The organism is Vibrio sp. V08_P9A1T1 (genome assembly GCF_963874405.1).
GTDB lineage: Bacteria > Pseudomonadota > Gammaproteobacteria > Enterobacterales > Vibrionaceae > Vibrio > Vibrio anguillarum.
Window position 1 is genome coordinate 1 of record NZ_CAWNIB010000040.1, and the last position, 9,643, is coordinate 9,643.

Annotated in this window: 9 protein-coding genes; 4 read left to right on the plus strand and 5 right to left on the minus strand. The window is 44.1% G+C overall.

Translation table 11 applies throughout. The features are described from left to right. On the plus strand, positions 1 to 2,011 hold a 2,011-nt coding region (locus AACT21_RS02350; RefSeq protein ID WP_094163489.1), incomplete at its 5' end, for an NADP-dependent isocitrate dehydrogenase. A gap of 78 nt (positions 2,012 to 2,089) precedes the next feature. On the opposite strand, the gene cspD is transcribed toward AACT21_RS02350, so the two are convergent. After that, complete coding sequence (gene cspD / locus AACT21_RS02355; RefSeq protein ID WP_013857087.1) at positions 2,090 to 2,311, minus strand: cold shock domain-containing protein CspD; 222 nt, start codon at positions 2,309 to 2,311, stop codon at positions 2,090 to 2,092. 473 nt (positions 2,312 to 2,784) lie between these two features. On the opposite strand from cspD, the gene clpS reads away from it, so the two are divergent. Both clpS and clpA read left to right on the plus strand, forming a co-directional pair. After that, positions 2,785 to 3,105, plus strand: a complete 321-nt coding sequence (clpS, locus tag AACT21_RS02360) for an ATP-dependent Clp protease adapter ClpS (RefSeq protein WP_010319243.1) — start codon at positions 2,785 to 2,787, stop codon at positions 3,103 to 3,105. 42 nt (positions 3,106 to 3,147) lie between these two features. After that, positions 3,148 to 5,418, plus strand: a complete 2,271-nt coding sequence (gene clpA / locus AACT21_RS02365) for an ATP-dependent Clp protease ATP-binding subunit ClpA (RefSeq protein WP_013857086.1) — start codon at positions 3,148 to 3,150, stop codon at positions 5,416 to 5,418. 142 nt (positions 5,419 to 5,560) lie between these two features. Here the strand turns inward: clpA and infA are convergent, their stop codons facing one another. The 3 genes from infA to aat all read right to left on the minus strand — a co-directional run bounded on the left by infA (position 5,561) and on the right by aat (position 7,278). After that, on the minus strand, positions 5,561 to 5,779 hold the full coding sequence (infA, locus tag AACT21_RS02370; protein ID WP_006075347.1) for a translation initiation factor IF-1: 219 nt from the start codon (positions 5,777 to 5,779) through the stop codon (positions 5,561 to 5,563). An 81-nt stretch (positions 5,780 to 5,860) separates the two neighbouring features. After that, positions 5,861 to 6,559 carry an arginyltransferase gene (locus tag AACT21_RS02375; RefSeq protein ID WP_013857085.1) on the minus strand — a complete coding sequence of 233 codons (699 nt, stop codon included), beginning with the start codon at positions 6,557 to 6,559 and terminating at the stop codon, positions 5,861 to 5,863. 2 nt (positions 6,560 to 6,561) lie between these two features. Next, the gene (gene aat, locus AACT21_RS02380) at positions 6,562 to 7,278 is read right to left on the minus strand and encodes a leucyl/phenylalanyl-tRNA--protein transferase (protein ID WP_094163491.1); all 717 of its coding nucleotides are present in this window, start codon (positions 7,276 to 7,278) and stop codon (positions 6,562 to 6,564) included. A 205-nt stretch (positions 7,279 to 7,483) separates the two neighbouring features. Between aat and aroA the strand changes: the two genes are divergently transcribed. After that, positions 7,484 to 8,764, plus strand: coding sequence for a 3-phosphoshikimate 1-carboxyvinyltransferase (gene aroA, locus AACT21_RS02385; RefSeq protein ID WP_094163493.1), 1,281 nt, complete (start codon positions 7,484 to 7,486; stop codon positions 8,762 to 8,764). Positions 8,765 to 8,824: 60 nt separating this feature from the next. Here aroA and AACT21_RS02390 read toward each other — a convergent pair whose 3' ends face one another. Beyond that, positions 8,825 to 9,076 (minus strand): YciN family protein, encoded by a 252-nt coding sequence (locus AACT21_RS02390; protein WP_013857082.1) that lies wholly within the window; start codon positions 9,074 to 9,076, stop codon positions 8,825 to 8,827. Between the last annotated feature and the right edge of the window lie 567 nt (positions 9,077 to 9,643).

The window sequence follows — 9,643 nt, forward strand, 5'->3', positions numbered from 1 at the left end:
TGAACTGGCGACCAAACCAGAAGCGAATATTATTAAACTGCCTAACGTTTCTGCATCGGTCCCACAATTGAAAGCCGCGATTAAAGAGTTGCAGGAAAAAGGTTACGACCTACCAAATTATCCTGAAGAACCAAGTACCTACGAAGAAGAAGCGATTAAAGCGACTTACGATAAAATCAAAGGCAGTGCGGTTAACCCAGTGTTACGTGAAGGAAACTCCGATCGCCGCGCACCACTATCAGTCAAGAATTATGCGAAGAAAAACCCACATTCAATGGGCGCATGGTCACCGCAATCCCGTTCACATGTTGCCAGCATGCAAGACAAAGATTTCTATGGAACAGAAAAGTCAGTCACCATTGAAGGTGACACTAAGGTCAAAATTGAGTTTGTCGGCCATGATGGCTCGACTAAAGTCTTAAAGAAAGAGTTTGCGCTGCTTGATAAAGAAATTATCGATGCTTCAGTTCTAAGCAAAAAAGCGTTAGTTGAGTTTTTCGAGCAACAAATCGCAGCAGCGAAACAGCAAGATGTGCTGCTTTCCTTGCACATGAAAGCAACCATGATGAAAGTGTCTGACCCAGTCATTTTCGGCCATGCCGTTAAAGTGTACTACAAGGACGTATTTGCGAAGTATGGCGCGTTGTTTGACTCATTAGGTGTTGATGTCAACAATGGCCTAGGCGATGTTTACGCGAAAATTCAAGCATTGCCACAAGCACAGAAAGAAGAAATTGAAGCCGCGATTCAAGCGGTTTATAACACGCAGCCACCGCTTGCTATGGTCGATTCTGACCGAGGTATTACTAACCTACATGTCCCAAGCGATATCATTGTTGATGCGTCAATGCCAGCAATGCTGCGCGCTTCTGGTCAAATGTGGGGGCCAGATGGCAAGCAACAAGACACCAAAGCACTGATCCCAGATCGCTGCTACGCTGGCGTTTATCAAGCGGTGATTGATTTTTGTAAAAAGCACGGCGCATTTGATCCCACCACGATGGGCAGTGTGCCAAACGTGGGCCTTATGGCGCAAAAAGCTGAAGAATATGGATCGCACGATAAAACCTTTATCCTCGATGCAGCGGGTTCGGTACGTGTTGTGGATACCTCCGGCAAAGTATTGCTAGAGCAAGCTGTTGAAGCTGGTGATATTTTCCGCATGTGCCAAGTGAAAGATGCACCGATCCAAGACTGGGTGAAACTGGCCGTGACTCGTGCCAGAGCTACTGGTGTTCCTGCGATTTTCTGGTTAGACGATCAGCGTGCGCATGACCGTGAATTGATCAAAAAAGTCAACGTCTACCTTGCTGATCATGATACGGCTGGCTTAGATATTCAGATCCTATCACCCGTTGAAGCGACTCTGTTCACACTTGAGCGTCTCAAAGCGGGTAAAGATACCATCTCAGTTACGGGTAACGTACTGCGTGATTACCTCACGGATCTATTCCCCATTCTTGAGCTCGGTACTTCGGCTAAAATGTTGTCGATTGTTCCCTTGATGAATGGCGGTGGCTTGTTTGAAACAGGTGCTGGTGGCTCTGCGCCAAAACACGTTCAGCAGGTTGAGAAAGAAAACCACTTGCGTTGGGATTCGTTAGGCGAATTTTTGGCGCTGGCGGCGTCTTTGGAACATTTGAGTGTTGTCACTGGAAATGCGAAAGCGAAAGTACTAGCCGATGCGCTTGATAAAGCCACAGGTAAGTTCCTTGATCTCAATAAATCACCATCGCGCAGAGTTGGTGAGCTTGATAACCGTGGCAGTCACTACTATCTTGCAACCTATTGGGCTGAGGCCTTAGCAGAGCAGACGGCGGATGCTGATTTAGCGGAGGAATTCGCACCGATTGCGAAACAGCTGCAAGAAAATGAACAGGTTATCGTCTCTGAGCTGAATCAGGCACAAGGTACTCCGGGTGATTTGGGTGGTTACTATGCGCCAGTGTTTGAAAAAGCATCAGCACTAATGCGTCCAAGCCAAACCTTGAACGCGATCATTGGCGCTTAACCTTCAGTTATTCACCTCTAAGCAATAAAAAACCCGCCAGTTCGGCGGGTTTTTCATCAAATACACGTTTGGCAGCGATTATTTTGCAAGTTGACCTTCGATTGGAACAACAGCGCTAGCGTGATAACCTTTCGGCCCCTGTTCAATCTCGTAGGAAACTTGTTGGCCCGCTTTGAGTGTGCGGTAGCCTTCCATTTGAATGGTTGAATAGTGAGCAAAAATATCGGTATCCTCACCTTCTGGACAAATAAACCCAAATCCTTTGGCGTTGTTAAACCATTTTACTGTACCTGTAGCCATGCTTTACATCCCTCATTGCATTTTAGTTACTGATGTTGTTATCGAGAAACTTATCCTAAAAACGTTACCCGAATGTGAATATCAATTCAGCCGCTGCCAAATTTTTAGTCACTAATTGACCAATGTAGTCAATGATTCGGCGCAGTCAATAGGCAAAAGGTATGATACTCGACATATTTGCAAATAAATCACTTTTCAGGTTTACATTGTTGTAACGATTAAATAGGGCGTTAAGAATGAAATAGTTAAAGAAAGTAGTTGCTTTTGTTTTCTTTTTAATCAACTACGCCGTTGATAGTTCGGAATAGCAATGTTTTATTTGCAGCGATACAATTGCTGCATTAGTCTCTAAGTAAGGGTTGTTTTTCAACTGTGTCGGTAGCACTAATAACATTAATAGATTCGAACGACACAATGGTTACTGAGAGGCACACGGTTCCACTAGGTAGAGAAGCACTCTAAATACGGTCATCATGAGTAAACATTTTGAATGGGTGACTCCAGACTCAGATCTTCTGGAGAAAGAGAAGACAGCAATTAAACCACCAGCGATGTACAACGTAGTTCTTAATAACGATGACTACACGCCGATGGAGTTTGTGATTGAAATCCTTGAGCGATTCTTCTCGATGGATATCGACAAAGCAACACAGATAATGCTCAAGGTGCATTATGAAGGGAAAGCAATTTGTGGCACGTTCAGTGCTGAGATTGCAGAGACCAAAGTAGCTCAAGTTACTTTGTACTCAAGGGAAAATGAGCATCCACTGCTTTGTACTATGGAGCAAGCGTAGTCGCTTGCTGGAGCAACAAAGTGGTTCCTTAAGGAGGTACTTATGCTTAATAAAGAACTAGAGTCGAGTCTAAACGGCGCGTTCGCTCGAGCGCGAGACAAAAGACATGAATTCATGACCGTCGAGCACCTCCTACTTGCGTTATTAGAAAATGATGCAGCCAGAGAGGCCTTATTAGCCTGCCAAGCGGATTTGGATGCCTTACGCCAAGAGCTTGATATTTTTATTGATCAAACCACCCCTCTTATTCCTGAAAGTGACGAAACACGTGAAACGCAACCTACATTGAGTTTTCAACGTGTGCTGCAACGTGCTGTATTTCATGTGCAATCCTCTGGCCGCAATGAAGTCACAGGGGCGAATGTACTGGTTGCAATCTTTAGTGAGCAGGAGTCACATGCGGCTTACCTACTGAAAAAAAATGACATCAGTCGCTTAGATATCGTCAACTACATTTCGCACGGCATCACTAAAGCTTCCAGCGCAAGTGATAATTCAGCCTCTTCCGACTCTTTTAGCAGCGAATCAGCTGATGAAGTCAGTTCTGATGAACGTTTGGAAAGCTTTGCCAGCAACCTCAACCAATTGGCAAAGCAAGGGTTGATTGATCCGCTAATTGGGCGTGATAAAGAGCTAGAACGAACCATTCAAGTGTTGTGTCGTCGCCGTAAAAATAATCCGCTGTTAGTGGGAGAAGCGGGAGTCGGTAAAACGGCGATTGCGGAAGGGCTGGCGTGGCGTATTGTGGAAGGTCAAGTGCCTGAAATCATTCAAAATAGCGTTATTTATTCACTGGATATTGGCTCATTGCTCGCTGGAACTAAGTATCGTGGCGATTTTGAAAAGCGTTTTAAAACCATTTTGAAACAGCTTGAAAAAGAGCAGGACGCGATCCTATTTATTGATGAAATTCATACCATCATCGGTGCGGGTGCCGCTTCTGGTGGTCAGGTGGATGCGGCTAACTTAATCAAACCTCTGCTTAGCAGCGGTAAATTGCGCTGCATCGGCTCAACGACTTATCAAGAGTACAACAACATCTTTGAAAAAGAGCGCGCGCTGGCTCGCCGTTTTCAAAAAATTGATGTGGTCGAGCCATCGTTGGATGACACCACTAAAATACTTATGGGTCTGAAAACAAAATACGAGGCGCACCATGATGTACGTTACACCAATAAAGCGTTACGTGCGGCCGTAGAGCTTTCTGCAAAATACATCAATGAACGTCATTTGCCAGATAAAGCGATTGATGTGATTGATGAAGCGGGAGCACGTTCAAGGTTGGCACCTGCAAGTCGCCGCAAGAAAACCGTTGGAGTGGCCGATATTGAAGCGATGGTTGCTAAAATGGCGCGTATTCCAGAAAAATCAGTCTCTTCTTCCGATAAAGACATTTTGCAGCACCTTGATAGAAAAATGAAAATGTTGGTATTTGGACAAGATGACGCTATCGATGTATTGAGTGAGGCGATCAAACTCTCACGCGCTGGCTTAGGTGCCGACAATAAACCAGTGGGCTCATTCTTGTTTGCAGGGCCAACAGGCGTGGGTAAAACAGAAGTGACAGTGCAGTTATCGAAGCTACTTGGCATTGAGCTGCTGCGTTTTGATATGTCTGAGTATGGTGAACGCCACTCAGTGAGTCGTTTAATTGGTGCTCCTCCTGGTTATGTTGGGTATGACCAAGGTGGCTTGCTAACTGATGCTGTGATTAAACATCCACATTCAGTGGTGCTACTTGATGAGATTGAGAAAGCGCACCCTGATATTTTTAACTTGTTACTTCAAGTTATGGATAACGGCACTTTAACGGATAACAATGGGCGAAAAGCGGATTTCCGTAACATCATTTTGGTGATGACAACCAACGCAGGTGTTGCAGAGACAGTGAAAAAATCGATTGGTCTTATCCAACAAGACAATAGTTTTGATGCGATGTCAGAGATTAAGAAAGTATTCACACCCGAATTTCGTAACCGTTTAGATAACATCATCTGGTTTAATCGTTTGGATGAGCGTGTAATCCATCAAGTGGTTGATAAGTTTATTGTTGAACTACAAGCTCAACTCGATGCGAGAGGTGTATCGTTAGAGGTTTCTGAGGATGCTCGTCATTGGCTTGCTGTGAAAGGCTACGATATTGAGATGGGCGCTCGTCCGATGGGCCGCGTGATTCAGGATAAGCTGAAAAAGCCATTAGCGAATGAGTTGTTGTTTGGCTCGTTGGTCGATGGTGGCACAGTGAAAGTGGATTTAGATGGCGAAGAGCTTAAGTTTAAGTACATTGGTTCTCGTGAAGAAGCGGTTCACTAATCGGTAATCCCGATGCTTATCACCTAATAACAAAAGCACGCTGAGGCGTGCTTTCTTCTATGCATTGCATTTAATCCAGTTCTATAAGTAACAAAAAACGGAGCATTTAGCTCCGTTTTTTGTTGCGTTCGAAAATCAGAGATTAACGAGCACGGAAGACGATGCGGCCTTTAGTTAGGTCGTATGGAGTCATCTCTACAGTTACTTTGTCACCAGTAAGAATACGAATGTAGTTCTTACGCATTTTACCAGAGATGTGAGCTGTTACTACGTGGCCGTTTTCTAGCTCAACACGGAACATTGTGTTTGGAAGAGTATCAAGGACAGTGCCTTGCATCTCAATTACGTCTTCTTTAGCCATTTAATCCTCTTTAGAAACTTGGCGATTTTTAACGGACGCATTCTGCCGCTAAAAGATAAATATGTAAAGTTGGGGCGTATTCTACCCTTGCCAACGTTGATTTACTAGCTTTTGATGGCGCTCAAAGCGTACTTTGTAGTTCATTGCTGGGCATTCATCAATTTGATAACCCAAATATAACCATTGTTTCTGTGTGGCTTGGCAATATTGCAGTTGAAATAAAACGCCAAGTGTTCCGAGTGACAGATCTGACTCTGGATCATAAAAGGTATAAAAGGCGCTGGCACTGTTTTGTAAAATATCCGTCACCGCAATCGCGACCAGTTGTCCATTTTGATAAATATGCAGGTATTGAGTATCTAGCCAACGACAAGCGGAAAAGGTTTCAAACTCCTGCTCGTTGGGAGGGTACATGCTGCCCTCTTTATGTCGCGCTTCAATATAGCGGGCATAGAGTGCAAACCAACCCGAATCCATGGTCGGTTTCAACTGCCACTGAAAAGCGTGTGCCTTTTTGAGTAACCGCTTTTGGCTGGTTGATAGCTTGACTTGGTCAACAAAAACACGCAATGCTTGGCAGGAGTTGCAATTGTCACAGTGAGGTTTGTAAATGGTATCCCCACTGCGTCGAAAACCATTTGCGAGTAGAATTTCATAATTCTCAGGCGATTGCATGGCGGAGTCTAAAGTCACAGCGACACGTTCTTGCCTATCTTTTAAATAGCTACAAGGGTGGTTATTGGTTAAACCGATGCGTATTTGCTGTAAATCTGAGCTCATGGTTATCCTTCATTAGGCAAGGTGATCCACTGGGGTGTAAAGCAGCGCTCATCGACAGAGCTATCTCTAAAAGATAGCAAGGATTTGAGAAAATCGTCGCGCTCTAATTCGAAAGCTCCCAATGATGCCAGATGCGGATTCATCACCTGACAATCAATCAACTGTCCACCGTGTGATTGAAAATGCTGGCAAAAATACCAAAGCGCAATTTTTGATGCATTGGCTTTGATACTAAACATCGACTCACCGCAAAACATTTGGCCCATTTGTATGCCATAGAGCCCGCCGATCAATTTATCTTCCTGCCACACCTCAACCGAATGACAAAGGCCAGAAGCCGCAAGGGCGAGGTAGGCGCTGCGCATCTCTTCATTTAGCCAAGTTTGATCTGCGGGTCTTACGTTGGCGCAACTTGTAATTACCTCTTTAGTTGCATGGTTAAGGCTTATTTTATATTGATGTTTTCGCTGGAATTTTTTAACGCTTTTAGCTGGAGAAAAAGTTTGTGGGTTAAACACAGCTCGTGGAGCGGGGCTCCACCAAAGAATAGGCTCTTGTGGGCCATACCAAGGAAAAATTCCGTGTCGATAAGCATTATAAATACGTTCTGGTTGTAAATCCCCACCAAACGCGAGCAGTCCATTTGGCTCTTCTAGCGCCTCATCAGCGGAAGGAAAAGAGAAATCATCAAGCGCAAGTTGAGGAAGGTAAATAGTCATGTTCGATCCGATCTGGGTTAACCATCAAGATAAGGCCACGGAATGAGGATAGTAGGGATTTTTCAATAGTTTGCCAATCATTACTATCAGGCCATATTTGTACTGGAGTTCGCTTTTATTTTTAGATAGGCTGCAAGTACGAAGAATTTTCATTTTCCCAGAGCAAACAGGAGCTCTTTGGAAGATGCAAGGAAACACAACTCGAATGGAAAGCCTCACGTTACAACCAATAAAAAAAATTAATGGGCAAGTCAATTTACCCGGTTCCAAAAGTGTCTCAAACCGAGCGCTACTGCTTGCCGCTCTGGCAAGTGGTACGACTAAGCTAACGAACTTGTTAGACAGTGACGACATTCGCCACATGCTCAACGCACTAGAAAAACTTGGTGTGGAGTATCGTTTGTCAGACGACAAAACGGTGTGTGAGATAAAAGGTTTGGGTCGGCCTTTTAGCATCGAGCAATCCGTTGAGCTGTTTTTAGGTAATGCAGGGACGGCAATGCGTCCACTTGCGGCAGCATTAGTTCTTGGACAGGGTGAATTCATTTTGACTGGTGAGCCGAGGATGAAAGAGCGTCCAATCGGTCATCTCGTTACGGCGTTACGTGAAGCGGGCGCTGATATTGAGTACCTTGAAAACGAAGACTTCCCGCCGTTAAAAATTACGGCAACCGGCCTTAAAGCTGGAACCGTGGCGATTGACGGTTCAATCTCGAGTCAATTTTTGACCGCCTTTTTAATGGCTGCGCCACTGTCTGATGGTGAAATGACGATCAATATCGTCGGTGACTTGGTCTCAAAGCCCTACATTGACATCACGTTACACATCATGGCGCAGTTTGGTGTAAAAGTGATCAACCATAACTACACTCAATTTGTGATCCCTGCTGGGCAATCGTATGTTTCTCCTGGGCAGTTTTTGGTGGAAGGAGATGCATCCTCTGCTTCTTACTTCCTCGCGGCGGCGGCTATCAAAGGTGGCGAAGTAAAAGTTACTGGTATTGGTAAAAACAGTATCCAAGGAGATATTCAATTTGCCGATGCGCTAGAAAAAATGGGCGCAGTCATCGAATGGGGGAATGATTATGTCATCGCTCGTCGTGGAGAGCTTAATGCGGTTGATCTCGATTTTAATCACATTCCTGATGCGGCTATGACCATTGCGACGACCGCATTATTTGCCAAAGGCACCACAGCCATTCGCAACGTATATAATTGGCGTGTTAAAGAAACCGATCGTTTAGCCGCAATGGCGACGGAGCTGCGTAAAGTGGGTGCAGAGGTTGAGGAAGGGGATGATTACATTATCATTACACCACCAACGTCATTACTGCATGCGGCAATCGACACTTATGACGATCATCGAATGGCGATGTGTTTTTCGCTGGTTGCACTGAGCGATACCGCAGTGACGATTAATGATCCTAAATGTACTTCGAAAACGTTTCCTGATTATTTTGAACAGCTTGCGAAACTAAGCCACTAGGCATTGAGCGTTTAAACCCAATAATGAAAAGCCTCGAATGAGGCTTTTTTTCATCAAGAATTACGATTGAACGAGAGTGAATTGCTTTGATAAATGCAAGGCAAGGTACTTGAACATGTTAAATACCGCAGTGGTATTAGGTGTTGGCAGCCCCTTGTCGTCTAAAAAGTAGTTGCCTTTAAAAACTAATACATCCTCTTTTTCTTCAACGCTATCGGCGCGCATACCAACGATATAAGCGTCATGTTCTTGAATGATTTGGTTTGCAATAAGTAACAAATCAAATTCAGTAATAGATTGTTTTTCGCTCATCTTTTACGGTCCTATGAGTAGATGTGCGAGGATAGTGCCGTAAAAGGGTAGGTAATTTCAATGATTTCAAATAGAATTCGGCGCAAAATTCGATGGAGTGGATTCTCAAGCTTTGACCAAAGAGAGAAGTCACGTCTAAGCTTAATCAAGAAAGCCGATTTTTTATGCAATGAGAATGTGTGACTTACGGCATATTTCATTGGATTTATTTCGCGAACTGATAATACTCACTTTAGTATGAGCGCCAAAGCACGTTTAGTAGAGTGCTGCAGCAATGAAAGTCAAGCTCACAAGTACCACAGGATTCGATTTTAAACTTCTCAATTTAGGTTGGAAGGCTGGCGGAGAATAGACCACTGAGCTCTGGTTGCATTTTGACCAATTATTGAGTGGTTGAATTTTATTTTTAAAAAACATGTTGATCTTCTTGTTAACTGGCTCGATAGTAAAAAAAGAAGCAATAATTTAGAACGTCATGCGATTTACTTTCGCGTAATGATTAAGGGCATTTGAGTCAATTATGGGTAAATCACTCGTTATAGTGGAATCGCCAGCCAAGGCTAAAAC